Annotated in this window: 27 protein-coding genes, 1 tRNA gene and 1 other annotated feature; of the genes, 25 read left to right on the plus strand and 3 right to left on the minus strand. The window is 29.4% G+C overall.

Annotated elements, in window-relative coordinates; genetic code table 11:
- The first annotated feature begins 120 nt into the window (after window positions 1–120).
- The gene (spoIVA, locus tag BET03_RS00395; protein ID WP_120166099.1) at window positions 121–1,599 is read left to right on the plus strand and encodes a stage IV sporulation protein A; all 1,479 of its coding nucleotides are present in this window, start codon (window positions 121–123) and stop codon (window positions 1,597–1,599) included.
- A 41-nt stretch (window positions 1,600–1,640) separates the two neighbouring features.
- Here spoIVA and BET03_RS00400 read toward each other — a convergent pair.
- A tRNA-Pro gene (locus BET03_RS00400) sits at window positions 1,641–1,717 on the minus strand.
- 172 nt (window positions 1,718–1,889) lie between these two features.
- Here BET03_RS00400 and BET03_RS00405 point away from each other — a divergent pair.
- The 14 genes from BET03_RS00405 to BET03_RS00465 all read left to right on the plus strand — a co-directional run bounded on the left by BET03_RS00405 (window position 1,890) and on the right by BET03_RS00465 (window position 13,537).
- A complete protein-coding gene (locus tag BET03_RS00405; RefSeq protein WP_120166101.1) occupies window positions 1,890–3,200 on the plus strand; it encodes a biotin/lipoyl attachment domain-containing protein in 1,311 nt (436 codons plus the stop codon).
- Between the two features lie 20 nt (window positions 3,201–3,220).
- Entirely contained in the window at window positions 3,221–3,907 is a 687-nt protein-coding gene (locus BET03_RS00410) for a YggS family pyridoxal phosphate-dependent enzyme (RefSeq protein WP_341466497.1), read from the plus strand.
- 12 nt (window positions 3,908–3,919) lie between these two features.
- On the plus strand, window positions 3,920–4,351 hold the full coding sequence (locus BET03_RS00415; protein ID WP_120166105.1) for a cell division protein SepF: 432 nt from the start codon (window positions 3,920–3,922) through the stop codon (window positions 4,349–4,351).
- Between the two features lie 20 nt (window positions 4,352–4,371).
- Window positions 4,372–4,638 (plus strand): YggT family protein, encoded by a 267-nt coding sequence (locus tag BET03_RS00420; protein WP_120166107.1) that lies wholly within the window; start codon window positions 4,372–4,374, stop codon window positions 4,636–4,638.
- A 67-nt stretch (window positions 4,639–4,705) separates the two neighbouring features.
- A complete protein-coding gene (locus BET03_RS00425) occupies window positions 4,706–5,437 on the plus strand; it encodes a YlmH family RNA-binding protein (RefSeq protein ID WP_243096826.1) in 732 nt (243 codons plus the stop codon).
- A gap of 12 nt (window positions 5,438–5,449) precedes the next feature.
- On the plus strand, window positions 5,450–5,908 hold the full coding sequence (locus BET03_RS00430) for a DivIVA domain-containing protein (RefSeq protein WP_120166111.1): 459 nt from the start codon (window positions 5,450–5,452) through the stop codon (window positions 5,906–5,908).
- A gap of 57 nt (window positions 5,909–5,965) precedes the next feature.
- Window positions 5,966–6,178: a binding site (T-box leader), on the plus strand.
- An 87-nt stretch (window positions 6,179–6,265) separates the two neighbouring features.
- Complete coding sequence (gene ileS / locus BET03_RS00435) at window positions 6,266–9,043, plus strand: isoleucine--tRNA ligase (protein WP_120166113.1); 2,778 nt, start codon at window positions 6,266–6,268, stop codon at window positions 9,041–9,043.
- A gap of 152 nt (window positions 9,044–9,195) precedes the next feature.
- Window positions 9,196–9,894, plus strand: a complete 699-nt coding sequence (locus BET03_RS00440) for a 5'-methylthioadenosine/adenosylhomocysteine nucleosidase (RefSeq protein WP_120166115.1) — start codon at window positions 9,196–9,198, stop codon at window positions 9,892–9,894.
- Window positions 9,895–9,911: 17 nt separating this feature from the next.
- Entirely contained in the window at window positions 9,912–10,727 is an 816-nt protein-coding gene (locus tag BET03_RS00445) for a bifunctional 3-deoxy-7-phosphoheptulonate synthase/chorismate mutase (protein ID WP_120166117.1), read from the plus strand.
- A 102-nt stretch (window positions 10,728–10,829) separates the two neighbouring features.
- The gene (locus BET03_RS13515) at window positions 10,830–10,967 is read left to right on the plus strand and encodes a hypothetical protein (RefSeq protein WP_183108649.1); all 138 of its coding nucleotides are present in this window, start codon (window positions 10,830–10,832) and stop codon (window positions 10,965–10,967) included.
- Between the two features lie 78 nt (window positions 10,968–11,045).
- Entirely contained in the window at window positions 11,046–11,330 is a 285-nt protein-coding gene (locus tag BET03_RS00450) for a DUF5665 domain-containing protein (protein WP_120166119.1), read from the plus strand.
- 10 nt (window positions 11,331–11,340) lie between these two features.
- The gene (locus BET03_RS00455) at window positions 11,341–12,012 is read left to right on the plus strand and encodes a TraR/DksA C4-type zinc finger protein (RefSeq protein WP_120166121.1); all 672 of its coding nucleotides are present in this window, start codon (window positions 11,341–11,343) and stop codon (window positions 12,010–12,012) included.
- A gap of 133 nt (window positions 12,013–12,145) precedes the next feature.
- On the plus strand, window positions 12,146–12,604 hold the full coding sequence (gene lspA / locus BET03_RS00460; protein WP_120166123.1) for a signal peptidase II: 459 nt from the start codon (window positions 12,146–12,148) through the stop codon (window positions 12,602–12,604).
- A gap of 12 nt (window positions 12,605–12,616) precedes the next feature.
- Window positions 12,617–13,537 carry an RluA family pseudouridine synthase gene (locus BET03_RS00465; protein WP_120166125.1) on the plus strand — a complete coding sequence of 307 codons (921 nt, stop codon included), beginning with the start codon at window positions 12,617–12,619 and terminating at the stop codon, window positions 13,535–13,537.
- Window positions 13,538–13,548: 11 nt separating this feature from the next.
- Here the strand turns inward: BET03_RS00465 and BET03_RS00470 are convergent, their stop codons facing one another.
- On the minus strand, window positions 13,549–13,986 hold the full coding sequence (locus tag BET03_RS00470) for an aspartate carbamoyltransferase regulatory subunit (protein ID WP_120166127.1): 438 nt from the start codon (window positions 13,984–13,986) through the stop codon (window positions 13,549–13,551).
- 3 nt (window positions 13,987–13,989) lie between these two features.
- Window positions 13,990–14,916, minus strand: a complete 927-nt coding sequence (pyrB, locus tag BET03_RS00475) for an aspartate carbamoyltransferase (protein ID WP_120166129.1) — start codon at window positions 14,914–14,916, stop codon at window positions 13,990–13,992.
- A gap of 306 nt (window positions 14,917–15,222) precedes the next feature.
- Between pyrB and BET03_RS00480 the strand changes: the two genes are divergently transcribed.
- From BET03_RS00480 to BET03_RS00525, 10 genes are all read left to right on the plus strand, one after another.
- Window positions 15,223–16,497, plus strand: coding sequence for an ATP-binding protein (locus BET03_RS00480; RefSeq protein WP_120166131.1), 1,275 nt, complete (start codon window positions 15,223–15,225; stop codon window positions 16,495–16,497).
- A complete protein-coding gene (locus tag BET03_RS00485) occupies window positions 16,494–17,336 on the plus strand; it encodes a response regulator (protein WP_120166133.1) in 843 nt (280 codons plus the stop codon). The genes BET03_RS00480 and BET03_RS00485 overlap by 4 nt, the downstream gene beginning before the upstream one ends.
- A gap of 112 nt (window positions 17,337–17,448) precedes the next feature.
- The gene (locus BET03_RS00490) at window positions 17,449–18,750 is read left to right on the plus strand and encodes a dicarboxylate/amino acid:cation symporter (RefSeq protein WP_120166135.1); all 1,302 of its coding nucleotides are present in this window, start codon (window positions 17,449–17,451) and stop codon (window positions 18,748–18,750) included.
- 198 nt (window positions 18,751–18,948) lie between these two features.
- Window positions 18,949–20,232: an L-cysteine desulfidase family protein gene (locus BET03_RS00495; protein WP_120166137.1), complete on the plus strand. Its 1,284-nt coding sequence runs from the start codon at window positions 18,949–18,951 to the stop codon at window positions 20,230–20,232.
- 215 nt (window positions 20,233–20,447) lie between these two features.
- A complete protein-coding gene (gene pyrR / locus BET03_RS00500; RefSeq protein ID WP_120166139.1) occupies window positions 20,448–20,984 on the plus strand; it encodes a bifunctional pyr operon transcriptional regulator/uracil phosphoribosyltransferase PyrR in 537 nt (178 codons plus the stop codon).
- 90 nt (window positions 20,985–21,074) lie between these two features.
- Window positions 21,075–22,343 carry a uracil-xanthine permease family protein gene (locus BET03_RS00505; RefSeq protein ID WP_120166141.1) on the plus strand — a complete coding sequence of 423 codons (1,269 nt, stop codon included), beginning with the start codon at window positions 21,075–21,077 and terminating at the stop codon, window positions 22,341–22,343.
- A 63-nt stretch (window positions 22,344–22,406) separates the two neighbouring features.
- Window positions 22,407–23,681, plus strand: a complete 1,275-nt coding sequence (locus BET03_RS00510) for a dihydroorotase (protein WP_120166143.1) — start codon at window positions 22,407–22,409, stop codon at window positions 23,679–23,681.
- Between the two features lie 5 nt (window positions 23,682–23,686).
- Complete coding sequence (pyrF, locus tag BET03_RS00515) at window positions 23,687–24,574, plus strand: orotidine-5'-phosphate decarboxylase (protein WP_120166145.1); 888 nt, start codon at window positions 23,687–23,689, stop codon at window positions 24,572–24,574.
- Between the two features lie 11 nt (window positions 24,575–24,585).
- Window positions 24,586–25,356 carry a dihydroorotate dehydrogenase electron transfer subunit gene (locus BET03_RS00520; RefSeq protein ID WP_120166147.1) on the plus strand — a complete coding sequence of 257 codons (771 nt, stop codon included), beginning with the start codon at window positions 24,586–24,588 and terminating at the stop codon, window positions 25,354–25,356.
- On the plus strand, window positions 25,349–26,269 hold the full coding sequence (locus BET03_RS00525) for a dihydroorotate dehydrogenase (protein ID WP_120166149.1): 921 nt from the start codon (window positions 25,349–25,351) through the stop codon (window positions 26,267–26,269). Before BET03_RS00520 ends, BET03_RS00525 begins: the two co-directional genes overlap by 8 nt.
- Window positions 26,270–26,280 lie beyond the last annotated feature (11 nt).

Raw genomic sequence — 26,280 nt, forward strand, 5'->3', positions numbered from 1 at the left:
ATTAATTAAATTTGAAGAATTTATGTTAAGCATGTCATAATTTGAAATTTGAATCATATATTTATAATGTTAAGTATATTGTGCATAATAATATTTTTTATATAAAAGGGAGGGAAAATGATGGATAAATATAATATATACAAGGATATATCGGAAAGAACAGATGGGGATATTTATATAGGAGTTGTAGGTCCGGTTAGAACAGGGAAATCAACTTTTATTAAAAGATTCATGGAACTACTAGTCTTACCAAATATTGAGAATACATACAGAAAAGAAAGGGCAAATGATGAATTACCACAATGTGGTGCTGGTAGAACTATAACTACAACAGAACCCAAATTTGTTCCTAGTGAAGCAGTAGAGTTGAAATTAAAGGATAATTTGAAGTTTAAAGTTAGATTAGTAGATTGTGTTGGTTATTTAGTAAAAGGTGTTCTAGGCCATGAAGAAAATAATATGCCAAGAATGGTTAATACACCTTGGTATGAAGAAGAAATTCCTTTTGAAGAAGCAGCAGAAATAGGAACTAAAAAAGTTATTACAGATCATTCTACTATTGGAATAGTTGTTACTACTGATGGCTCTATATCAGATATTGAACGACCTAATTATATAAAAGCAGAAGAGAGGGTAGTAAATGAATTAAAAGAGTTAGAAAAGCCCTTTGTAATAGTCTTAAATACTAGGAATCCAGATTCAGATAGTGCAATAGCATTAAGGGAAAGCTTAGAGGAAAAATATAATGTACCTGTTATTGCAGCTGATTGCTTAAATATGACTATGGATGATATAAATAGTATATTTGAAAAGGTTCTTTTAGAATTCCCTATAAGAGAAATAAATATTAACTTACCAGGTTGGGTAGAAGGCTTATCAAAAGATCATTGGATACAAACTAGTATTATTAATGCTATTAAGGGAACTGTTAATAACTTATATAGACTTAGTGACATTAATCCAGCAATAAATAAGTTTAAAGATGCAGAGGTAGTAGAAGATGTAAGACTTACAGAAATCAATTTAGGTGAAGGAGTTGCCAGTGTTGAGATAGGGATAGACAATAATCTTTATTATGAAGTAATTAGTGAGATGACAGGTTATAATATTAAAGGAGAGCATCAAATACTAGCATTAATGGATAAGCTAGCAAAAGCAAAAAGAGAATATGATAAAGTTGAAAAGGCATTAAATGATGTAAAAGAAACAGGCTACGGATTAGTTGCACCAAGCCTAGAAGAATTAGAGCTTTTAGAACCTGAAGTAGTTAAACAAGGCAATAGATTTGGAGTAAAATTAAGAGCAAATGCACCTAGTCTTCACTTAATTAGAGCAGATATAACTACAGAGGTTTCACCTATTATTGGAACAGAAAAACAAAGTGAAGAACTTATTAATTATTTATTAGAAGAATTTGAGAATGACCCATCTAAAATTTGGGAATCAAATATGTTTGGTAAATCATTACACGACCTTGTGAAAGAACAATTACAAAGTAAATTAAATATGATGCCAGAAAATGCAAGAAGTAAAATACAAAGAACATTGCAAAAGATTGTAAATGAGGGAAATAAAGGTTTAATTTGCATAATAGTATAAAAAAAGGGAAGGTATGTACCTTCCCTTTTTTTATGAAAAGTTGGTCGGGATGACTGGATTCGAACCAGCGACCCCAAGTCCCCCAGACTTGTGCGCTACCAGACTGCGCCACATCCCGAAGCATAAAATATTATACATAATAATTATTATTTTGTAAAGGTTAGCAATTCTTAATTTATTAAAATTTTTATGCTATACTTATTACTAGCTTTAAATATAGGACTAAAATACTCTTTTGTAAATTGTATGAAGGAAAATTTTAAAATATGAAGAATTATATATAAGTGTTAATGTTTACATATAGTGGTGATAATATGATAGGTGAGAAGAGAAGAAAAAAAAGATTGAGAAGGAAAAAATTTAGAATTTTATTGATTACTGTAACGTTTTTATATCTTCTATTTAGAATGGTACCAGTATTATATGCTTCCAATCTAAAGACTATGACTGTAAAAAATGATATTATTGAAATATCAGCTAAATCAAAGGGAATAATATTAAAAGATGAAACTGTTTACAGATCAGAGGTTCAAGGAGAAGTAATTTTTTACCAAGATGAGGGAAAAAGGATTCCAAAGGGAATAAAAGTAGCTCAAATTTATTCAGACAATAAAGTGTCACAATTAGAAGATGAGCTCAATCAAATAAATAAAACTATTGAATCCCTTAAACAAACAGAGAAAAATAATGAATTGTTTAAAAAGGATTTAAAAAAGAATAAAGAAGATATAAATGTGTTGATAGAAAAAATACAAAAATATATAGTTGAAGGTAGATACAAAGAAGTGAAAATCCTCAAGGAAGAACTTAAGAAAAAAGTGGACAAGCAAAAAGCTATGTCAGGAGGAAAAACACTATTAAACGATAGTTTAGATAATCTTAATGAGAAAAAGGAAAAAATTCAGAAAGTAATAGAAAAACTTAATGTAAACTCTTATTCTCAAAGAACTGGTATACTTAGTTATACTATTGATGGGTTAGAAGCAATTTATTCTGTTAAAAATATATCTAAATTTACTGCAAATGACTATAAAATAATTGAAAGAAAAATTAAAAATCTTAAAAGCCAGACAAGAGTAAATATAGGCAATCCTATTTACAAGATTATCAATAACTATGAATGGTATATATTAGTGAAACTAAAAAACAATGAAAGTATAGATACACTAAAAGAAGGCAAGGATGTATATATAGAGGTTTTGAAATATAATGAAAGGATAAAAGCTAAAGTAACGAGAATAATTAAAGACAAACAAGAAACCCTAATATTTTTTAAACTTAATAGTCACTTGTATAAGTTTTATAACGAAAGATATGTTGATGTAAATATCATTATTGATGAATATGAAGGCCTAAAAATACCTAAAAGTGCTATTGTTAAAAGAAACGGAATAAAAGGTGTTTACACAAGAAATATAAGTGATATAGTTAAATTTAGACCTATTGAGATAATAGGTGAAAGTGGAGAGTATGCTGTAGTTAAAGATGGTTATGTAGACGTTGAAATAAATGGGGAAACTGAAAGATTAAGGACTATTACTATGTTTGATCAGGTTATTATAAATGGAGACAAAGTCAATGAAAATCAAGTGATCAATTAAAGGAGGGGAGAAAAATTAGCATTAAATACAACTTAGCAGAAATTAAGCAAAATATAAAAGAGGCTGCTGAAAAATCTGGAAGAAAAGAAGATGATATAACATTAATTGCGGTTACTAAAACTGTTGACGTAGACAAAATTAAAGAAGCTGTTGAACATGGGGTTAGAAACATTGGTGAAAATAGAGTACAAGAGATGACAAGAAAATATGAAGAATTAAAAGATAAAGATATACTATGGCATATGATAGGCCATTTACAAAGCAATAAGGTTAAATATATTATAGATAAAGTTGACCTTATTCATTCATTAGATAGAATGTCTTTAGCAAAAGAGATACAAAAAAGGGCAGAAAAAAATAATGTTATAGTTAACACACTAGTTCAAGTAAATATAGCTGAAGAAGAAAGTAAGTTTGGATTAATGGGAGAAGAAGTTATACCGTTTATAGAGTCAATACTTAAATTTGATAGAATAAAGATAAAAGGTTTAATGACTATTGCACCTTTTGTAGAAAATCCCGAAAAAGTTAGATATGTCTTCAGACAACTTAAAGGATTATCAAAAGATATAAAGGCTAAAGGTTATTCCAATGTTGAAATGAAATACCTCTCAATGGGAATGACAAATGACTATAAAGTGGCTATAGAAGAAGGGTCTAATATGGTTAGGATAGGTACTGGAATTTTTGGAAAACGTAAATATTAAGGGGGTTAGCAAATGGTAAAGAAAAGTGAAAAGATACTTAATAAAGTTAAATATATTATAGGCCTTGATGATTATGAAGAGGATATTGAAGAATATGAAGATGAAGAAATAAAACATGGAATAAGCAAAAGCAATAAAATATTAAATATACATACAAACTCTAATATGAAACTTATAATACATCAACCAAATAAATATGAAGATGCACCTAAAATTGTTGAAGATTTAAAGTCTAGGAAAACTATTGTAATGAATTTAGATAAAATAGAATCTGATTTAAAAAGGCAGGTTTTTGATTTTCTAAACGGTGCTGTGTATGCTTTAGAAGGTAATATACAAAAAGTAGCTAAAGATATTTTTATAATAGCACCGAATAATGTAGAAATTAATGGTAAAATAAAAGAAGAACTTAAAAACAGAGGTATTTTTCCTTGGAAAAAATAATGATTAAGAGGTGAAAATAAATGTGGGTTTTAGAAAGGGCATTTGCTATATTTGTAGATATAATTGAGACATTGATCATAGTAAGAATATTGTTATCTTTTATTATAAGGGATTTTTCTAATCCTATATTTAATTTGGTTTACCAAGTTACAGAGCCAATTTTAGCACCATTTAGAAATCTTATTAGTAAACTTGGTATTAGTACAGGCATGTTTGATTTTTCACCATTATTGGCTTTTATGTTTCTAAATTTATTATCATATATACTAGAAGTCTTAGTCTGGTGATTAAATTATGCTAGGAGACAAATCCAAATATTTAGAACATATTAAGGATACGGATCAAATTCTCACAATGAGAAAGGTTTTAGATAAAGTTGAAAAGACTTTGATTACACATACTGTTGAGTTTACAGACTTTTTAGATCCATATCAGCGTAGATTGTGCTATTCTTTCCTTAATCGTTTTATGGAAGTTAATTATCATGAAGAAGGTGGTCTAGAAGGTGCAGAAAGAAAAATAATAGTTATCTATCCCCATTATATGGATAAATCATATCTTGAGAGTTATATTGGAGCTATTAGATTAGATGGTAGCTTTAGATTTAATGATTTAAATCATAGAGATTATTTAGGGGCTATTTTAGGATTAGGAATTAAAAGAGAGAAGATAGGAGATATATTAGTCCATGAAAAATATACACAGGTAATACTACATAAAGACATTATAGACTATGTTATTTTAAATTTGAAAAAGATTGGTAAAGAGCCAGTGAAAGTAAAAGAGATTAAGCTTCATGAAATTAATAGACCTTCTGAAAAGTTTAAAGAAATTATAAGAACTGTTGCTTCACTTAGAATTGATAGTCTTTTAAGTGCTGCTTATGGCATTTCTAGGTCAGGAAGTTTGTCTTATATAAAAAATGGTAGAGTAAAACTAAATTGGCAACCAATAGATACAGCATCTTATAAAGCAAATGAAGGGGATATGATTTCTGTTAGAGGTAAAGGAAGGTTTAAGCTATATAAAGTTTTAGGAGAAACTAGAAAGGGAAGACAGAGAGTAGCTATTAAAATATTTAAGTAAGGGAGGGATTTTATGATAACACCTTTAGATATACAAAATAAAGAATTTAATAAAGGTTTTAGAGGATATAAAGAGAGTGAAGTTGATAGTTTTCTTGATGAAATAATAGTTGATTATGAAAAACTATATAAAGAAAATAAAGAATATAAAGAAAAGATAGAAATGCTTAATGAAAAATTAGAACAATATGATAAAATTGAAGAAACCCTTCAAAATACATTAGTTGTTGCTCAAAAAACTGCAGAAGAAGTTAATTTAAACGCCAAAAAGAAAGCAGAATTAATTATTAAAGAAGCAGAAGAACAAGCAAGAAAAATTATTGAGGATGCACATCAAGAAGTTGCTAAAATACAAAAACAGTATGAAGAACTGAAAAAGGAATTATATGTTTTTAAAACTAGGTTTAAAACATTATTAAAATCACAGCTAGATACTGTCGATGAATATTTTGATGAAATAGATGAAGAATAATTCGATTATTGACGAATCACTGTATATAATATATAATAGTCTTAAAATTTTATATAGTTAAAGACTATGAAGGGGAGAGTAGTTAATGGAAGATTTATAGAGAGCTAACGGTTGGTGGAAGTTAGTAATCTTGCATTAGCGAAGATCACCCTGGAGTCGGCCTCTGAAATAGCAGTAGGAGGATCCGGTATAACCGTTAAATTTAAGTAAGTGACTACTATAATTATAGTAGTAACTTGGGTGGTACCGCGGAATAACTTCGTCCCAAATGGATGGAGTTTTTTTTATTTTTTAGAAAAATATAGTATATTTTTTCGATAATAGCAAATCTTTAAAAATAAATGGAGGTGTATATAAGTGGATTACGGAAAGACGCTAAACTTACCAAAAACTAAGTTTCCTATGAGGGCTAATCTACCTAAAAGAGAGCCAAAGTTTCTAGAAAAGTGGGAAAGGGAAAAGATTTACGAAAAGAGTTTAGAAGTAAATAAAAATAATCAAAGCTTTATTTTGCATGATGGACCTCCCTATGCAAATGGTGATATTCACTTAGGTCATACATTAAATAAAATATTAAAAGACATAATTGTTAGATATAAAAGTTTAAGGGGTTATTATGCTCCATATGTACCAGGTTGGGATACTCATGGTCTTCCTATAGAATTGAAGGCGATAAAGGAAATGGGATTAAATCAAAATGAGATATCACCAGTTGAATTTAGAAATAAATGTAGAGATTATGCCTTAAGCCAAGTAGAAAAACAAAAAGAGCAATTTAAAAGACTAGGTGTTACTGGAGATTGGGAAAATCCTTACTTGACTCTTAATCCAGAATATGAGGCTAGACAAATTGAAGTTTTTGGTGAAATGGCTAAAAAGGGATATATTTATAAAGGATTAAAACCAGTATATTGGTGTCCAAGTTGTGAAACTGCATTGGCGGAAGCTGAAATTGAATATAGTGACCATAAATCACATTCAATATATGTAAAGTTTAGGGTAAAGGATGATAAAGGTCTATTGGAAGAGCATGTTGATAGTATAGATAATACTTATTTTGTTATATGGACAACAACACCATGGACTCTTCCTGCAAACTTAGCAATTGCTGTAGGTCCAGAGTTTGATTATAGCTTAATAAAAGTTAAAGGTGAATATTACATAATTGCTAAAGATTTAGTTGAAACAGTAACTAAGGAAGTAGGAATAGAAGAGTATGAGACTTTAGCTACATTTAAAGGAACAGACTTAGAGCATATGGTTACTAGACATCCATTTATGGAAAGGGATTCAGTATTAATATTAGCAGACCATGTAACACTTGAATCAGGTACTGGATGCGTTCATACAGCACCAGGACATGGTCAGGAGGACTTTGAAGTAGGACAAAAATATGACTTAGATGTTTTAAACCCAGTTAATAATAAAGGACATTTTACTGAACTAGCTGGTAAATATGAAGGATTATATTACAAAAAAGCTAACAAGATTATAATAGATGATCTAGAAAAAAGTGGAGCTTTACTTTCAGATTCTGAATTAGTCCACTCATATCCACATTGTTGGAGATGTAAAGGACCAGTAATTTTTAGAGCTACAGAACAGTGGTTTGCTTCAGTTGATGCTTTTAAGGATGAAGCTGTAGAAGCTGCAAGAGGTGTTGAATGGATACCAGGCTGGGGTGAAGATAGAATTATAAATATGGTAGTTGATAGAGCAGATTGGTGTATATCAAGACAGAGAACTTGGGGTGTACCAATTCCGATTTTCTATTGTAAAGACTGTGGAAAGGAATTAATTAATGAAGATACAATTAAAAAAGTTTCTTCAATATTTAGAGAAAAAGGTTCCAATGCATGGTATGAACTAACTGCAGAGGAATTACTTCCTGAAAATATTAAATGTGAATGTGGTTCAGGTGAATTTAGAAAAGAAATGGATATTATGGATGTATGGTTTGACTCAGGTTCAAGTCATTCAGCTGTACTAGATGAAAATGAAGATTTAAGCTATCCAGCAGACTTATACCTTGAAGGTAATGATCAATATAGAGGTTGGTTCCAGTCATCACTATTAACTGCTATAGCTACTAAGGGTAAAGCTCCATATAAAGGAGTAGTAACACATGGAATGATAGTTGATGGTGAAGGAAGAAAAATGTCTAAATCATTAGGTAATGGTATAGATCCACTTGAAGTAGTAGAAAAATATGGAGCAGATATTTTAAGATTATGGGTTTCTTCAGCAGATTATAAATCAGACGTAAGAATGTCTAATCAAATATTAAAGCAATTATCAGAGGTATATAGAAAGATAAGAAATACTGCTAGATTCATATTAGGTAATTTAAAGGATTTTAATCCAAAAGAGGATAGTGTTAAATATGATGAATTGCTTGAGATTGATAAATGGGCATTAATAAAGATGAATAGGCTAATAGAAAAGGTAACTAAAGCTTATGATAATTATGACTTCCATGTAATTTATCATGCTATCCATAATTTCTGTGTTGTAGACATGAGTAATTTCTACTTAGATATAATTAAGGATAGGTTATATACACAAAAGGCTACATCAAAGGCTAGAAGAGCTGCACAAACAGTAATGTTTAAAATCTTAAATGCCTTAGTAAAAATGCTTGCTCCAATATTACCATTTACATCTGAAGAAATCTGGCAGTTCTTATATGAAGACGAAGAAAGTAGTGTACATCTAACAGATTGGCCAAAAGTAAAAGAAGAATACTATAATGATGAACTTGAAGATGAATGGAAGAAAATTATTTCATATAGAGAAGATATCGCAAAAGCACTTGAAAAAGCAAGGGCTGAAAAAATTATAGGACATTCATTAAATGCTTTAGTTAAAATATATGCAGAAGATAAGGACTATAATTTCTTAGCCCAAATAGAAGATATGCTTAGAGAAATCTTAATAGTTTCAAAAGTTGAGTTATATAAAGATAAAGAATTAGAAGCTGATTATACTAAAGGAGAAAACAATGAAGGCATAAAGGTAGTTGTTGAACAGGCACCAGGTGAAAAATGTGAAAGATGTTGGGTATTCAGTGAAACAGTTGGAAAAAATGATGAACATCCTACAATTTGTAGTAGATGTATAGAGAACTTAGAATAATAAAATAAGCTGATTATACTAAAAATAGTAGCGGAGAGATTTCCGCTACTATTTTTCTACTGTTTTTAACTTTATTGTAGTTGATATACTTGACAGAGTAGATAGAAAATATATAATTATAGAGTAAAATTGAGTGTGATAGGAGGATAAACATGAATAGGATAGGAATTATAGGTGCTATGGATGAAGAAGTTGAAATTATAAAAAATAAGATGGATATAATAAATACTATAGAGATTGCTAAAATGAGTTTTTATGAAGGTAAATTAAATGATAAAAAAATAGTTTTAGTAAGGTGTGGAATAGGAAAGGTTAATGCAGCAGTATGTACCCAAATTCTTATTGGGCATTTTGATGTAGATGCTATAATTAACACTGGAGTTGCTGGTGCAGTATATGATGAACTTGATATAGGTGATATAGTTATATCCACAGATGTTATTCACCATGATATGGATGCAACTGGTTTTGGGTATAAACCAGGTGAAATACCTCGACTTGATGAATATATTTTTAAAGCTGATGAATCACTTATACAGATGGCTAAAAAAGTAAGTGAAAAGGAGCTTGTAGAACATAATGTACACTTAGGTAGAATATTATCTGGAGATGTTTTTGTAGCAAGCCCAGATAAAAAAGAGAAATTATGGAATATTTTTAAAGGATATTGTGTAGAAATGGAAAGTGCAGCTATAGCTCAAACATGTTATTTAAATAATAAACCTTTTGTTATTTTTAGAGCAATATCAGATAAGGCAGATGGTTCGGCTCATGTAAACTTCAGTGAATTTGTACATGAAGCTGCTAAAAATTCTGCTGATATTGTAGAAAAAATGATAGCCTTCATGTAGAAAGCGGAGGAATCAAAATGGAATTAAGACATGTAAGCAGAAAAAACAGAGAGGATAAAGTAGTAAAAATAAATAATAATACAAGTATAGGCTCGGGAGATTTTACTATAATAGCAGGACCTTGTGCTGTAGAAAGTGAAGAACAGATATTTTCTATTGCGAAGTACATAAATTCCTTAGATATAGAAATATTAAGGGGAGGAGCTTTTAAACCACGAACTTCCCCTTATTCTTTTCAAGGACTTGGATTTGAAGGATTAAAGCTATTAAAAAAGGCAGCTAAAAAATATAATTTAAATATTATTTCTGAAATAATGGATCCTAGGGATGTAGAAAAAGCATATGATTTTATAGATATATATCAGATAGGGTCAAGAAATATGCAGAATTTTGCCCTATTAAAGGAAGTTGGTAAAACAGATAAGCCTGTTATGTTAAAAAGGGGAATGACTGCAACAGTTAAAGAATGGTTAATGGCTGCAGAATACATAGCTTTAGAGGGAAATGACAACATAATTTTATGTGAAAGAGGAATACGTACTTTTGAAAATTACACAAGAAATACACTGGATTTAACTGTTGTACCGATTTTGAAATCACTAACTCATTTGCCTGTGATTGTTGATCCTAGTCATGGGACTGGTAAAACAGAGCTTGTTATACCTATGGCTCGTGCAGCTGCTGCAGTTGGTGCCGATGGTGTTATGGTAGAGACTCATCCAAGTCCCTGTGATGCTTTATCAGATGGATATCAATCATTAGATTTTGAACAATTAAAAAAACTAAGGAAAGAAGTAAATATTATAAAAAAGTGTGTAGATAAATTAGATTAGATAAAAAAGTGTCCTTAAAAAGGGCACTTTTTTTATTACAAGTCACTATAAATACATTTTTTCATAAAATATAATAAGAAACAATGTATTGGGGTGATAAAGATGAGAAAGGAGAATTTGGGAAGGGTTAAAGCTGATTATCTTTTGTTTTTCTTTTTAGTGTTAACGGAAATTTGGAATGCCAAATATGAAAAGAATAATTTATTGTTTTTTTATTTAATACTAACAACTTACACTTAATTTGAGATTTTTAAATAAAATTATATAAAAATAAATAAACTATATTATATAAGGGTAAATATTTAAAGGGGTATAATTGTGAATAATAATGATAAAAATAACCTTGAAAAAAGATTAGATAAAATAGCAGAAAGGTTAGAGGAAATAAAAATAAGTGAATATGTAGACTTAATGAACAATAAAAAAAGGTTACTTTATATTAATTTCTTAATTGGATTAGCTAGAGGATTTGGAATGGCAGTAGGTTTTACAATATTAGGTGCCTTTGTAATTTATGTTTTGCAGAGATTAATTGCATTAAATTTACCTTTAATTGGTGACTTTATAACTGAAATTGTAAAAATAGTACAAGAAAACTTGTAAGGAGGCTACTATGGATAAAGAGAAACTTAATTATTATAGAAATAAACTATTAAAAGAAAGGAAGAGTATGGAAAATACCCTTAATAGAATGGAAGAAAATGAACCTAATGCATCTCAACAGGAATACTTTGACGAATTATCATTATATGATAATCATCCAGCAGATATGGGAACGGAAACATTTATTATGGAACAAGCAATGAATCTTAAAAGGAATGAAGAATACTTAATAGATGAAATAGAAAATGCGTTAGGTAAGATTGATAGAGGTGAATATGGAAAGTGTGATATTTGTGGAAAAGATATAGAAGAAGAAAGATTAGATATTTTGCCATATGCTAACACTTGTATAGATTGTACGAAAGAAACAAGACATGAAAAAATAGACCATGATATAGTAAACCATCTAAACATGGATATAGATAGACCTGTTGAAGAAGATGTTTTAAAATATCCTTTTAGTAGAACTTTTAATGATGAAACTGATGTTAATCAAACGGCCTTTGATGGTGAAGATAGCTTACAATCAGTAGAAATATTTAATAAAGTTAAAGATGACCCGTCAAATAAAACTGGAGATGACCAGGCAGTATTTGATGAAATAGATTATGGTATAGTAGAAGATACCGATAAAATAACAAATCAACAACTTAAAAGACAAGTAGATGATTCTGATGAGTAGAAGTAGCCAGTTTTGGCTACTTTTTTATGACTATTATTGGTTAATATTGTAGGATGTTTTTAAATAGCTATTGTAATATTAAAATGAATCCTTTAAAATATTACTTGTGATAAATTCTTATAAGGAGGAACATATGCTGTATTTTTTAAGTGTTTTATCAATAATATTAATAGATCAGATTTCAAAGTACTATGCTGTTAAATTACTTAAAGGGAGTAGACCGTATGTTATAATTGAAAAATTTTTACAATTTAATTATGTCGAAAACTATGGAGCAGCCTTTGGAATTTTACAAAACAAAAAGCTATTTTTTATAATTACTACTTCTTTAATTTTAATAGGAATTATTGCTTATATGATAATGAATAAAAACTTAACTAAACTTATGAAGGCTTCACTTATTATGATAATTGGTGGAGCTATTGGAAATTTTATAGACAGAGTTAGATTAGGATACGTTGTAGATTTTATTGATGTAAAATTTGGTACTTTATATGATTATCCAGTATTTAATTTGGCAGATAGTTTTATAGTCGTTGCTACAATAATTATTGTTTATTTAGTTTTATTTAATAAGCATGAAATTGTATGAGAGAGTGATTAAATGGAGACAATTGAGATAATTGTAGATGAACAGGATAATGAAAGGGTAGATGCATTTTTAGCATCAGAATTAGATGATGTTTCTAGGTCATATATTAAGAAACTTATAAAAAAAGACTTAGTTAGAGTAAACGATAAAAAAGTAAAACCTAAGTATATTGTAAGTCAAGGAGATATAATAGTTGTACAATTGCCGGAACCTAAAAAGTTAGAGATTAAGCCAGAGGATATACCAATAGAGATTGTATATGAAGATGAAGATGTAGCTGTTGTTAATAAGCCTCAAGGAATGGTAGTACATCCAGCCCCTGGACATCATAGTGGGACATTAGTAAATGCATTGTTATACCATTTAGATAGCCTATCATCTATTAATGGTATTATAAGACCAGGTATTGTTCACAGAATTGATAAGGATACTTCAGGTCTTTTAATGATTGCTAAAAACAATAATGCTCATAACAAATTATCTGAACAGTTAAAGGAGCATACAATTACTAGAAGATACTATGCACTTGTAAAAGGAAACATAAAAGAGGATTCAGGGACAGTAAATGCGCCTGTTGGAAGACATCCTGTAGATAGAAAAAAGATGGCTGTAACTAATAAAAATAGTAAAAATGCAGTAACTCATTTTACAGTATTAGAGAGATTTGGAGATTACTCTTTAATAGAGGCTAAACTAGAAACGGGAAGAACACATCAAATAAGAGTACATATGAAATATATTAAGCATCCTATTGTAGGTGATCCAGTATATGGGAGTAAGAACCAAAAATTTAAATTAAATGGCCAGCTACTACATGCGAAAGTTATTGGTTTTAATCATCCAAGAACTGATGAATATATGGAATTTGATTCAGAGTTACCAGAACACTTTCAAAGGGTTTTAAATGTTCTTGAAAAAGATAGAGCTAAGTAAAATACTTAGCTCTATCTTTGATTAAAATATGTGAAATCATCACAATAATTACATTGATACTTTATTTTGTTTTTGTTTTTATTTACAAGAGTAAAGGTAGGAGTTGCATATATATCAGAATTGCTAATACATCTTGGGTTTTCACATTTAAATAGCCCGCTAACTTTTTTAGGTATATCTACATTCATTTTTTTAGAAATATTACCATTTTCAATTATGTTTATAGTTATATCAGAATCTATTAATCCAAGCATATCTAAATTCAAATCTATTTTATTTTCAATTTTTATTATGTCTTTTTTTCCTAATTTTTTACTAGGTACATTCATTAACAATACAACAGGAAAATCTACATTACCTAAATTTAGTTTCTCAAATATCTTCTGGCCATTCCCACAGTTTATATGGTCTATTACTATTCCACAGTTGATACTAGTTACTTCTAACATAATTTACACCACCCCTAAAAGTTTTGCCATCAGAGCCATTCTAACAAAGACTCCATTATGAGCCTGTTCAAAATAAACTGCTCTTTTATCACTATCTACACTAGAGTCGATTTCGTTTACCCTTGGCAACGGATGCATAATAAGCATATTTTCCTTTGATTTACTTATTTTATCCTTTGTAAGAATATAACTATTTTTAAGTTTTAGATAATCTTCCTCATTAAAAAATCTTTCTCTTTGTATTCTAGTCATATATAAAATATCAACTTCATTTATTACATCTTCTAAATTTTCAGTTTCAAAAATAGTAGCATTATATTTTTCTTTAACATTTTCTTTAATATATTCTGGGAGTTTCAATTGATTTGGTGAGACTAGATAAAAAGAGATGTTATTGTAGCGAGCTAAAGTTTTGATAAGAGAATGAACAGTTCTACCATATTTTAAATCTCCACAAAGAGCAACTTTAAGATTTTCAATATTATCTTTATATAGTTTAATTGTTAGTAGGTCAGTAAGGGTTTGAGTTGGGTGTTGATGACCTCCATCACCACCGTTGATTACTGAAATATAAGAATGCTCTGAGGCTAATTTAGCAGAACCTTCCTTTGGATGGCGTATTACGGCAATATCAGCATATCCATTTATAACCCTTATAGTATCAGATAAGCTTTCACCTTTAGAAGCTGAGCTTGTTGTAGAATCTGCAAATCCTAGTACATTTCCACCCATCCTTAACATTGCCGATTCAAAACTTAATCTTGTTCTTGTGCTTGGTTCATAAAACAAAGTTGCCAATATCTTACCTTTACATAAATTACTATACCTTGATAAATCTTTCTTCATATCAACTGCTAAATCTAAAATACTGTTTAATTCATCAATTGTAAAATCATTTGGATCAATAAGATGTCTACCTTTTAAATTCATAACAATCCCCCTCTCTTATATTTAGGGAGATAAAATCTCCCTTCTTAGCCTCACGGGACTAAGTTAAAGGTAATTATAGGCAATAAAAAAACCTTCTGCCTATGGGCAAGAAGGTATAAATATCCCTATGTATAAATTAACATAGATTATTTATACCCTTCTTAGCCTCACAGGACTAAATTAAAGGTATTCGTATTTAGGATAGCAAATAAAAAATTAAATGTCAATAATAAAAAAATTGTATGAAGCGTTTTCATATTTTAATATATATGATAATATTTGTTGTAGATGGATTGAGGTGATTTTATGAAAAGGATAAAAAGAATACTTCTTATTGCATTAACTGTAACATTTGTATCACAACTATATGTAAACTTGATTACAAATGATTTTAGGATATCATTAGCTGTAATTGTTTTTACCCTTTTCTTGCTTTTATATAATGATATAGATTCTATTAAAATAGCCTTTGTAACAGGGTTTACAGTCTTTTTATTTAGAAGTTCTTGGTATTTAGTTAATGAATTAAATTTAAAAGAGAGTGTTTTAATAAATTATCCAGTATTTATATACTACAGTTTATTTGGTATAATATTTTACTTATTAAACTTAAGAACCAAACATAAAAAAATAATACACTTAATTGTGGGGATTTGGACCTGTGATTTTATATCCAACTTGTGTGAGATTATTTTAAGACTTGATAGTATTACAATCAATAATATTCTTGAAGCCTCAAAAGTTTTAGCTTCAGTGGCTTTAGCCAGAAGTCTTTTTGTAATAATTTCCTATTATTTTATTAGATATTATAAACTTTTAATAATTAAAGAAGAGCATGAGGATAGATATAGGAGATTAGTATTATTGGCATCAAGTTTAAAAAGTGAAATATATTTTATGAAGAAAAACATTGATTATATAGAAAATGTTATGAACAATTCATATAAACTATATGAAAATATATCTGAAAATAAAAATGTTGAAGGGTTAAAAAGTTTATCCCTTTCCATAGCTAAGGATGTACATGAAATAAAAAAGGATTATATTCGAGTAATTAGAGGTATAGAAGAAACTGTTGTAAACAAAATAGAATATTCTTATATGGACTTAAAAGATATATTTCAAATACTAAAAGAAAATACAAGGCGTTTTGTAGAAAGTGAGAACAAAGATGTTAAGCTAATATTTCAAACAGGAGAAAATTTTAAAACTGAGAAACATTATGCCCTTATATCGGTACTTAGAAATCTAATTAACAACTCTATAGAATCTATTAATGATAAAAAAGATGGAATGATAATAGTATCCCATTCAAAAAGGGGCAAAGAACATATATTTACTATATATGATAATGGAAAGGGTATAAAAGATAGAGATTTAAAGTATATCTTTAATCCTGGATTTTCAACTAAATTTAATGAAGCCACAGGAGATGTAAATAGGGGCTTGGGACTTACACTAGTGAAGGATGTAGTTGAAAAATATTTTGATGGTAAAATACTAGTAGATTCTGAATATAGGAAGGGTTCAAAATTTAATATTATTATTCCTATAGATAGATTGGAGGTTAAGGAAAATTGAAATTTTATATAGTAGAGGATGATATGAGCATTGTTAAAATTATTGAAAATATAATAGAAGATTATAATTTAGGTGAGGTTTTAGGATATTCATTAAATGGAAATGATGGAGTAGATGAAATTTTGTCTAAAAGACCAGATATTGTTTTAGTTGACCTTTTAATGCCAGACAAAGATGGTATTGAACTTGTAAAGGATGTAAGAAAAAGCTTAGAAGATATTAAATTTATAATGATTTCCCAGGTTTCATCTAAAGATTTAATTGGTAAGGCTTATAATCATGGAATTGAATTTTTTATTAGTAAACCAATTAATATAATTGAAGTAGTAAATGTAGTTAAGAATGTATCTGATAAATTAAAGATGGAAAAAACACTCAATAATATTAAAGCTACCTTTGAAAACTTAGATTTAAATAAAAGACAGTTTAAAGGTACCAATAAACTTCAAAATATTAGATTAGTTCTTAGTAAAATAGGTATAATTGGTGAAAAGGGAGCACAGGATATTTTAGATATTTGCAAATATTTAATAGATGAAAAGGAAAATAGTTTAAATTACAAAATAAATGAAATATGCAATATGCTAAGTTCTAATCCTAAGGCAATGGAACAAAGGATAAGAAGAGCTATTAATAAAGCCTTAGTAAACTTAGCTAATCTAGGTATAGAAGACTATATGAATGATAACTTTGTAAGATTTTCAAATAGCTTATTTAATTTTGAAGATGTTAAATCTGAAATGGACTATATAAGAGGGAAAAAATCAACAGGTGGAAAGATTAGTGTAAAAAAATTTATAGATGGTCTAATGTTCTATAGTGAAATGGATTTAAGATAAAATTGCATTATTAAGAAAATTCAGCGAAGGATTTTGATTCATTTTGTATTTTTTTGAATGTCACCCCCTATAATTTATTTACAATTATTTAATATTTCAAGGGAGGGGTTAAATGAAAAACAAGAGTTCATTAACAAAAAAGATACTTATAGGTTTAGTATTAGGTGCATTATTCGGTCTAATCTTAAATAAAGTACCATCTGGATATATAAAAGATACTCTATTAATTGACGGAATATTACAACTAGTTGGTGGAATATTTATAAACGCAATAAAAATGCTAGTTGTACCTCTAGTTTTTGTATCTTTAGTATGTGGTGCTTCCGCTATTGGTGATATAAAGAAATTAGGAAGAGTCGGAGGGAAAACGCTTTTATTCTATCTTATAACAACTTGTATTGCTATAACTTTAGCACTAGTTTTAGGTAAATTAATAAATCCAGGTATTGGTTTAGATTTATCAAATGTATTAAAAGTTGAACCAACAATAGGTGAATCAAAATCATTAGTTAATGTGATTACTGATATGGTGCCTAACAATCCAATAGCTGCCCTAGCTAATGGTTCAATGCTTCAAATAATCGTTTTTGCCCTACTTACAGGGGTAACAATGGCTATGATAAGGGATAAAGCTCAACCAGTTATAGATATTTTTAATTCTTTAAATGAAATAATGATGAAAATGGTAATGGTTATAATGACAATAGCTCCATACGGGGTATTTGCATTGATTGCAAAAACATTTGCTACAGTTGGATATGATGCAATGCTACCATTACTTAAGTATATGATAGCTGTACTTTTAGCTTTAGTATTACATGCTACTTTTACTTATATGGGAGCATTAGGTACAATTGGAAAATTAAACCCAATTCAATTTTTCAAAAACTTTGCCCCAGCAATGGGAGTTGCCTTTTCAACAGCTTCAAGTAGTGGTACTCTTCCAGTGACTATAGATACTGCTGAAAATAGATGTGGAGTATCAAAAAATATAGCTTCATTTACACTTCCATTAGGTGCAACAATTAACATGGATGGAACAGCAATTATGCAGGGAGTTGCGGTAATATTTATTTCACAGGTTTATGGTATAGATTTAAGTTTACAAGCATTAATAACAGTTATATTAACAGCAACACTTGCTTCAGTAGGTACTGCAGGAGTTCCAGGAGTTGGTCTTATAACACTTTCAATGGTGCTTCAATCGGTAGGTCTTCCTGTTGAAGGTATAGCTTTAATTATTGGTATAGACAGACTTTTAGATATGAGTAGAACGGTTATAAACATAACTGGAGATACTGTTTGTACAATCCTTATAGCAAAGTCTGAAAATGAATTTGATAAAGATATATATTATGCAAAAAATGATAATGGAAGTACAAATGCTGATGATAGAGAAGCTGAAGTAGCTTAAAAGCCACAAGGTTAAAGCCTTGTGGCTTTAATTTTTAACTTTTTTTCTAATAGAATAAAAACACAAAAAATAGAAAAATTCAAACTTTTTAGACAAATCACAAATTATTTAGTATTATATACTTAACAACAAAATATTAAGTGATAATCTACATAAAAAGGTTTGATAACTTAATAACTAACGAAAAGGGGTGTAGTAATGGGGTGGAATGATTTTGAAAAAATAATTAGTTTATTAAAAAAAGAATTAGTCCCAGCCCTTGGGTGTACAGAACCAATAGCAGTTGCATTAGCAACATCTAAAGCAAGGGAGGTATTAAAAGAAGAACCAGATAAAATTGAAGTTTTGGTAAGTAGAAATATCCTAAAAAATGGTATGGCAGTTGGAATACCTGGAACGGGAATGACTGGCCTTAAAATTGCAGCAGCCCTTGGAGCTATAGGGGGTAATTCCCAAGCTAAATTAGAAGTATTAAAATATATAAATAACCAACATATAGAAAGGTCTAAAGAGATAGTAAAGGAAAATAAAGTTAGTATTAAATTAAAGGATACTAATGAAAAATTATATATTGAAGCTATTTGTAGTACTAAAGATAATATTTCAAGGGTAATTATTAAAGGAAATCATTCTAATATTGTTGAAGTTAGATTAAATAATGACTTATTATTAAAAAAAGATAGTAAAAAAGCAGAAGTAGCGTTAGATAAAAATAATACTGTAGATTTAAATGTGAAAAAAATATTTAAATTTGCTAATACAGAAAAGATTGAAAATATTGAGTTTTTACTTGATGGAGCAAAAATGAATAAAGCTATTTCAAAAGAAGGATTAAAAGGGAATTATGGTTTAATGGTAGGTAAGAAAATAGCTGAAAAAGTTAAAAGAGGAATTTTAAGTGATGATATAATGACATATGCTATGTCAGTTACTGCTGCAGCCTCTGATGCTAGAATGGATGGATGTATGTATCCAGTAATGAGTAACTCAGGAAGTGGAAATCAAGGATTAACAGTTATGCTTCCAGTGGTTGCTGTAGCAGAAAAATTAAATGTTGACAGAGAAAAATTAATAAGGGCCCTTGCATTAAGTAACTTAATGACTATATATATAAAAACATATTTAGGTAGATTGTCAGCTCTATGTGGTGTTGTTGTTGCTTCAATAGGATCAAGCTGTGGTATAACCTATTTATTAGGTGGAAAATATCATAATATAGTTGCAACTATAAAAAATATGATTGGTGATATTGCAGGTATGATTTGTGATGGAGCCAAACCAGGATGTGCACTTAAAGTGTCAACAGGAGTAAGTGCTGCTATTAAATCTGCTTTACTAGCTATAGATGGCATAGAAATATCAGAATATGATGGTATTATCGAAAAAGATGTAGATAAAACTATTAAAAAAATTGGAGAGATAGGATCTAAGGGTATGCATAAAACAGACAAATATATTTTAGATATAATGGTTAATAAGTAAAAAAATTATAAAAAAAACTAGACAATAATAAAAAAATATGGTATATTATGATAGAAATTAAATAAGGCTCCTTTAATCAAACCCAGAGAGGTTGATAAGGAGTTAACTTTTGTAGGGCCACACCAGTGTGGTTTTTAGGGAAAGTATAACTTCTTATCAATCGATAAGAAGTTTTTTATTTTGCCTAACTTAAAAAGAAGTTAGGAGGTGGAAAAGTGAAATTTAAAGCTAAAATAATGGATGAAAAAGCAATTATTAGAGCTACAACTAGAATAGCCCATGAGATAATTGAGAAAAATAAAGGAGTAGATGATTTAGTATTAGTAGGTATAAAAACTAGAGGAGTACCATTTGCTGAAAGATTAGCTAGAAAAATTGAGCAAATAGAGGGTAAAAAGATCCCTGTACTTACACTAGATATAACCTTATATAGAGATGACCTTACTGAAATTGATGATAAACCTGTTGTTAGTGATTCGGCAATTGATTACGATATAACTAATAAAATAGTTGTTTTAGTAGATGATGTATTATATACAGGTAGAACAGTAAGGGCTGCATTAGATGCTTTAGTAGATAAGGGAAGACCAAAAAGAGTTCAATTAGCTGTATTAATAGATAGAGGACATAGAGAGTTGCCAATAAGGGCAGATTTTGTAGGTAAAAATGTACCTACTTCAAGGAAAGAAATAGTAAGTGTAAAGTTTGAAGAAACTGATGATATTAATAAAGTTATTATAAATGAAATGTAAATACAGTGGCCTTTTAAATCAGTCCTGTGAGGCTGATAAAGGGAGATTTTAACTATCTCCCTACCAAAAAAATTAAAGGGAGGTATTTTTATGCTTAAAAATGAATTACTAGAAGGTCAAACTGAAACAGTTACATCTAATGAAAAGGCTAAGAAGGTTGCTAGAAAGGGAATTTTGGCCATTCAGCATGTTATTGCTATGTTTGGTGCTACAGTATTGGTTCCAATTTTAACAGGTTTAAATCCTGCAGTAGCACTTTTTACGGCAGGATGTGGAACATTGTTATTCCACCTAGTAACTAAAGGAAAAGTACCTGTATTCTTAGGTTCAAGTTTTGCATTTATACCAGTAATAACAGCAGTTGCAAATCAATACGGAGATTTAAGTTATGCCCAAGGTGGTATAATGGTAGCAGGTGGATTGTATTTAGTAATGGCTTTACTTATAAAAATATTCGGAGTAGAGAGAATAAAAAGCTTCTTTCCACCGGTTGTAGTAGGACCTATGATTATAGTGATAGGTTTAATATTAAGTCCTGTAGCTATACAAATGGCTTCTACAAATTGGTTAGTAGCAATGGTAGTTGTTGCAACTGTGATATCAGTGTCAATATTTTCTAAAGGATTTTTTAAAGTTATACCTATACTATGTGGAGTAACTGTAGGATATATTTTCTCAGCAATGTTAGGAATAATAGACTATACTCCTATAACTAATGCAAGTATAATTAGTGTTCCACAATTTACATTACCTAAGTTTGAATTTGGAGCGATAGCAATGATTGCACCAATAGTCTTAGCTGTATTCATGGAACATATTGGTGATGTAACTACTAATGGAGCAGTTGTAGGCAAAAACTTTATTGAAGATCCAGGACTTCATAGAACACTAATGGGTGATGGATTAGCAACATTATTTGCAGGCTTAGTAGGAGGTCCAGCAAATACAACATATGGAGAAAATACAAGTGTTTTAGCTGTTACAAAAGTTTATGATCCATCTATACTTAGAATTGCAGCAGTAATAGCAATAGGGTTAAGCTTTATAGGAAAAGTTGGAGCTATACTTCAGACTATTCCACAAGCAGTTATGGGTGGAGTAAGTTTAATATTATTCGGTATGATTGCTAGTGTAGGAATTAGAACAATTACAAACGCTGAAGTAGATTTTTCAAGTAATAGAAACTTAATAGTAGCTTCATTAATACTAGTAGCAGGTATAGGAACAGAGTTTTTAAAAGCTAATCCTAATTTTAATGGTGTAATAGGAATTCAAATAACTGAAAATATACAAATAATTGGTTTAAGTTTAGCTGCCTTAATAGGGGTAGTTGTAAATAAAATTTTACCAGAATGCTAAAAAAGGGGGCAATATAGGCTGTAAAGCTTATATTGCCTTTTTTTTAAAATAGGAGGCTAAATTATGTCAATAATAGTAAAGAATGGTTATGTTGTAAACCCTATTGAAAATACTGTTGAAAAACTTGATATAGAAATAGGCAATGGAAAAGTTAGAAGACTAGAAAAAAACATTAATACTAAAGTAGAGGAAATTATTGATGCTAATGGAAAATATGTTTTACCTGGACTAGTTGATATCCATGCACATTTTAGAGAACCAGGATATGAATATAAAGAGACTATGAAGACAGGTTCTAGGGCAGCCAGTGCCGGAGGGTATACAACAGTTTGTGTTATGGCTAATACTAACCCTGTAATTGATAATGTAAAAGTTTTAAAAGAATTAAAAGAAATAATTAAAAAGGATAGCTGCATAAACGTATTACCTATAGCATCTGCAACAAAGGGTCTAGAAGGAAAGGAAATAACAGACATAAAAGGTCTACAAAAAAATGGAGCAATAGCTATTTCAGATGATGGCAAACCTATAATGGATGCTGAATTATTAAATGAGATAATTATTAAAACAGACAGATTAGGTATTCCCTTAATGATACACAGTGAAGATATGAGATATGTAAATAATGGATGTATTAACAAAGGGAAAGTATCAGAAAAAATAGGCGTAAGAGGTATAGATAGAGATGCCGAAAATGCCATGATAGAAAGGGACTTAAAGCTAGCTAAAAAATTAGGATGCAGAATTCATATTTGTCATGTTAGTACTAAAGAAAGTGTTAGAATGATCAGAAAAGCAAAGAAAGATGGAGTTAAGGTTACTTGTGAAGTAGCACCCCATCATTTTTCAATAACTGAAGATTTAATTAAAGAAAAGGGATCATTATGTAAAGTTAATCCACCTTTAAGGACTAAAAAAGATATAGAGGAAATAATAGAAGGTATAAAAGATGGAACAATTGATGCAATTGCTACAGACCATGCACCACATTCAAAGGAAGAAAAACAATTAGGTTTATCTAAAGCACCATTTGGAATATCAGGTATAGAATTAGCATTTTCAATTACTGTAACTTATCTTCTAAAAAAAGGAATTATTAATATAGTGGAATTAGCTAAGCTTATGAGTTTTAATCCAAGCTCTATAATCGGTATAAATAGAGGGAAATTAAAAGCTGGTAATCCTGCAGATATTACTATTGTTGATTTAAATGAGAGTTTTATAGTTGAAGAAAAAGACTTATTTTCAAAAGGAAAAAATACACCTTTTGTTGGTGAAAAATTAACAGGGAAAGTTAAATGGACAATAGTGTCAGGAAAAATAGTTTATAGGGGGTAATGTATGTGTTTATAGATAGATTAATTGAAAAGATTAAAGAAAAGGATAATCCTACTGTTGTAGGATTAGATCCAAGAATAGAGTTTATACCAGTTTTTTTAAGAAAAAAATATGGAGATATTGAAGCAGTATACCATTATAACAAGATAATTATCGATACTATAAAGGATATTGTTCCATGTATTAAGCCCCAAATTGCATTTTATGAAGCCTTAGGAGTTAAAGGACTAGAAATATTTAAAAGAACTGTTGAATATGGAAGAAAAAATGGTCTTATAGTTATTGCTGATATTAAAAGGGGAGATATTGGTTCAACAGCAAAGGCATATGCTAAGGCATACTTAGAAGGAGGCTTTGTTGAAGTAGATGCTGTAACAATTAATCCCTATTTAGGAGAAGATTCAATTGTACCCTTTACAGATTATTGTAACAAGGATAAAGGAGTGTTTATTCTAGCTAAAACTTCTAACAAATCTTCAAAGGACTTACAGGATTTAACAACAAAGGGAAAAAGGATTTATGAAACTGTTGGACATTATATAGAAAAATGGGGCAATGAATATATAGGTAATTATGGGTATAGTTCAGTCTGTTCTGTTGTAGGTGCAACATATCCAAAGGAAATGAAAATACTAAGAAAAATAATGAAAAGTGCCTATTTCTTGGTACCTGGATATGGAGCACAAGGTGGTACAGCTAAGGACATTATACACTCTTTCAATGACGATGGATTAGGTGCAATTATTAATTCATCAAGGGGAATAATTGCAGCCCATACAAAGGAGGAGTATAAGAAAATCTATAAAGAAGAAGATTTTCATTTAGCAATTAGGGATGCAGCAATCAAAATGAAAAATGATATAAATAATGAGCTTAAAAGGAAATTTAATTAAAGGGTGATGGTATGAAGTATATAGAAAATTGTACTGTAAATAAGAATGAAAAAATAATTGATGATATATATAGAATGGAATTAAAAAGCAATAAAATAGTAAAGGATAGTAAAGCAGGACAATTTTTAGAGATTAAAGTAAATAATCTTAATTATCCTTTATTAAGAAGGCCAATTAGTATTAATGAGATTAATTTAGATGAAAATCTTTTAGTTATATATTATAAAACTGTTGGTAAAGGTACTAAAATCTTAAGTCAGGTTAAAAAGGGAGAAAAACTTAGTGTAGTGGGACCTTTAGGAAATGGCTTTGATACAAGTTATGAAGGATTAAACATTGGAATAGTAGGAGGAGGAATAGGGATAGCTCCATTAGTTGAATTAGCAAAATCACTATATCAGAAAAACAATGTTAATATTTATCTTGGCTTTAATGATAAACCCTATCTAATAAACAGACTTAATGAATTAAGTAATATAGTCAAAGTATCAACAGTAAGTGGATCTTATGGTTACAAGGGATTTATTACAGAAGTTTTAGAAAAGGATATAAAGGAAGGAAACCTTGATTTACTTTATGCATGTGGTCCTAAGGGAATGCTTAAAAAGATTAAAGATATAGCTAAAGAGTTTAATATTAGGTGTCAAGTTTCCCTAGAGGAAAGAATGGGTTGTGGTATAGGAGCTTGTCTAGGTTGTTCAATAGAAGTAAATGGACAAATGAAAAAGGTTTGTGTAGATGGACCAGTATTTTGGAGTAATGAGGTGAATTTAGATGAGTAAAAAGGTAGATACTTCTGTAAACTTAAATGGATTAATATTAAAAAATCCTATTATGACAGCCTCTGGAACATTTGGTTTTGGTAAAGAATATGAAGATTTTATGGACATTAGTAAATTAGGGGCAGTTGTAGTAAAGGGATTAACACTAAAGCCTAAAAAGGGAAACAAGACCCCTAGAATAGCTGAAACCCCAAGTGGAATTCTAAATAGTATAGGATTAGAAAATCCGGGTGTTGAGCATTTTATAAAAGAAGAATTATCTTATCTTAAAAGAAAAGGTATGACAGTAATAGCTAATATAGCAGGAAATACTATTGAAGAATATTGTGAGATGGCAAGGATATTAAATGATACTGAGTGTGATGCTATTGAAATGAATATATCATGTCCAAATGTAAAAAAGGGTGGAGTAGCCTTTGGAACAGATAAAGATGTGGTATATAAAATAACCAGTGAAGTAAAAAATAATTTAGATAAACCCCTTATAGTAAAACTATCACCAAATGTTACTGATATAAAAGAAATAGCTAAAAGTGTTGAAAAAGGAGGAGCAGACTGTTTAAGTCTTATAAATACATTAATAGGGATGGCTGTAGATATAAAGACTAGAAGACCTATACTTAAGAACAATATAGGAGGGTTATCTGGCCCAGCAATAAAACCTGTTGCTTTAAGGATGGTATGGCAGGTAAGTAACACTGTAAATATTCCTATTATTGGAATGGGAGGCATAACTAGTATAGAAGATGTTATAGAGTTTCTATTAGTTGGAGCTAATGCTGTAGCAATAGGCACTGGTAATTTTATTAACCCAGCTATTAATTCGGAGTTAGTAGATAAATTAGAAGAATATTTAATTGATAACAATATTTCTAATGTTAATGAGTTAGTTGGAAAAATTGAACCATATTAAATAAGGGGAGT

It is taken from the genome of Thermohalobacter berrensis (assembly GCF_003609645.1).
Lineage (GTDB): Bacteria > Bacillota > Clostridia > Tissierellales > Thermohalobacteraceae > Thermohalobacter > Thermohalobacter berrensis.

Bases quoted from the DNA above. Each gene is read 5' to 3' on its own strand.
- BET03_RS00470 (WP_120166127.1), bottom strand. From the start codon at position 13,986: ATGTTAGAAGTAACTAGTATCAACTGTGGAATAGTAATAGACCATATA.
- BET03_RS00405 (WP_120166101.1), top strand. From the start codon at position 1,890: ATGTTTACATATAGTGGTGATAATATGATAGGTGAGAAGAGAAGAAAA.
- BET03_RS00420 (WP_120166107.1), top strand. From the start codon at position 4,372: ATGTGGGTTTTAGAAAGGGCATTTGCTATATTTGTAGATATAATTGAG.
- BET03_RS00520 (WP_120166147.1), top strand. From the start codon at position 24,586: ATGAAGTATATAGAAAATTGTACTGTAAATAAGAATGAAAAAATAATT.
- BET03_RS00415 (WP_120166105.1), top strand. From the start codon at position 3,920: ATGGTAAAGAAAAGTGAAAAGATACTTAATAAAGTTAAATATATTATA.
- BET03_RS00480 (WP_120166131.1), top strand. From the start codon at position 15,223: ATGAAAAGGATAAAAAGAATACTTCTTATTGCATTAACTGTAACATTT.
- BET03_RS00490 (WP_120166135.1), top strand. From the start codon at position 17,449: ATGAAAAACAAGAGTTCATTAACAAAAAAGATACTTATAGGTTTAGTA.
- pyrB (WP_120166129.1), bottom strand. From the start codon at position 14,916: ATGAATTTAAAAGGTAGACATCTTATTGATCCAAATGATTTTACAATT.
- BET03_RS13515 (WP_183108649.1), top strand. From the start codon at position 10,830: ATGAGAAAGGAGAATTTGGGAAGGGTTAAAGCTGATTATCTTTTGTTT.
- BET03_RS00525 (WP_120166149.1), top strand. From the start codon at position 25,349: ATGAGTAAAAAGGTAGATACTTCTGTAAACTTAAATGGATTAATATTA.
- BET03_RS00505 (WP_120166141.1), top strand. From the start codon at position 21,075: ATGCTTAAAAATGAATTACTAGAAGGTCAAACTGAAACAGTTACATCT.
- BET03_RS00425 (WP_243096826.1), top strand. From the start codon at position 4,706: ATGAGAAAGGTTTTAGATAAAGTTGAAAAGACTTTGATTACACATACT.
- BET03_RS00430 (WP_120166111.1), top strand. From the start codon at position 5,450: ATGATAACACCTTTAGATATACAAAATAAAGAATTTAATAAAGGTTTT.
- BET03_RS00510 (WP_120166143.1), top strand. From the start codon at position 22,407: ATGTCAATAATAGTAAAGAATGGTTATGTTGTAAACCCTATTGAAAAT.
- BET03_RS00445 (WP_120166117.1), top strand. From the start codon at position 9,912: ATGGAATTAAGACATGTAAGCAGAAAAAACAGAGAGGATAAAGTAGTA.
- lspA (WP_120166123.1), top strand. From the start codon at position 12,146: ATGCTGTATTTTTTAAGTGTTTTATCAATAATATTAATAGATCAGATT.
- BET03_RS00495 (WP_120166137.1), top strand. From the start codon at position 18,949: ATGGGGTGGAATGATTTTGAAAAAATAATTAGTTTATTAAAAAAAGAA.
- BET03_RS00465 (WP_120166125.1), top strand. From the start codon at position 12,617: ATGGAGACAATTGAGATAATTGTAGATGAACAGGATAATGAAAGGGTA.
- spoIVA (WP_120166099.1), top strand. From the start codon at position 121: ATGGATAAATATAATATATACAAGGATATATCGGAAAGAACAGATGGG.
- BET03_RS00440 (WP_120166115.1), top strand. From the start codon at position 9,196: ATGAATAGGATAGGAATTATAGGTGCTATGGATGAAGAAGTTGAAATT.
- BET03_RS00455 (WP_120166121.1), top strand. From the start codon at position 11,341: ATGGATAAAGAGAAACTTAATTATTATAGAAATAAACTATTAAAAGAA.